1 protein-coding gene is annotated in these 447 nt (G+C 67.1%); it reads left to right on the top strand.

Features of this window, described 5'->3' with window-relative positions; translation table 11 throughout:
- The coding region (locus JMV15_RS28035) for a DUF1120 domain-containing protein (RefSeq protein WP_201492004.1) at positions 1-447 on the top strand (447 nt) is incomplete at both ends.

Raw genomic sequence — 447 nt, 5'->3', positions numbered from 1 at the left:
CCTCCGCGCAACGCCTGCAATTCACTCCCAACGGCAGCTACGCCATCGAAGTCGGCAACGCCGTACTCGACGGCCGGGCGGTGGAACTGGGCTTGTTGCCCGGCGCAGGCCAGGCGCCGGTGAGCAGCGCCAGCGTGCTGGAATGGCGGCCCGAACATGGCATCGTGCCGCTGCACCAAGGCACGGTATTGCAGGGGAAAACCCTGGCGTTGAAGTTGACTCTGCGAGCATGGGCCGACCCGGCCGCCACCCAGGTGCGCGACGCCGACACCTGGGAAGTCATCGGGATGATGTACCACAGCGCAAGCGGGCGTTACCGCGACCTCACGTTGCGCGCCCACTTCGCGCCGACCGCCTGCCAACCGACACTGTCGGACCAGGGCGTCGTGGACTACGGCACGCTGTACGCCCAGGATCTGAGTGCCACCCACGAAACACCGCTACCGA

Source organism: Pseudomonas paracarnis (genome assembly GCF_904063055.1).
In the GTDB taxonomy this organism is placed as follows: domain Bacteria; phylum Pseudomonadota; class Gammaproteobacteria; order Pseudomonadales; family Pseudomonadaceae; genus Aquipseudomonas; species Aquipseudomonas paracarnis.
This window is presented reverse-complemented; position numbering and strand designations above follow the sequence as displayed.